1 rRNA gene is annotated in these 545 nt (G+C 55.4%); it reads right to left on the reverse strand.

What is annotated here, in order from left to right:
- A 23S ribosomal RNA gene (locus tag J1782_RS00135) occupies window positions 1-545 on the reverse strand; the annotation flags it as partial.

Raw genomic sequence — 545 nt, forward strand, 5'->3', positions numbered from 1 at the left:
CTCTACCTGACCACCTGTGTCGGTTTGGGGTACGATTTCGTGTTACCTGGAGCTTAGAGGCTTTTCCTGGAAGCATGGCATCAGCTACTTCACCACCGTAGTGGCTCGTTATCACGCCTCAGGGTTAATATGTAACCGGATTTACCAGGTCACACCCCCTACACGCTTGAACCGGGACAACCGTCGCCCGGCCAGCCTAGCCTTCTCCGTCCCCCCTTCGCAGTAACACCAAGTGCAGGAATATTAACCTGCTTCCCATCGACTACGCTTTTCAGCCTCGCCTTAGGGGTCGACTCACCCTGCCCCGATTAACGTTGGACAGGAACCCTTGGTCTTCCGGCGTGCGGGTTTTTCACCCGCATTATCGTTACTTATGTCAGCATTCGCACTTCTGATACCTCCAGCAAACCTCACAGTTCACCTTCGACGGCTTACAGAACGCTCCCCTACCCAACAACGCCTAAGCGTCGCTGCCGCAGCTTCGGTGCATGGTTTAGCCCCGTTACATCTTCCGCGCAGGCCGACTCGACCAGTGAGCTATTACG

This window comes from Rahnella sp. BCC 1045 (assembly GCF_019049615.1).
Taxonomy (GTDB): Bacteria; Pseudomonadota; Gammaproteobacteria; order Enterobacterales; family Enterobacteriaceae; genus Rahnella; species Rahnella contaminans.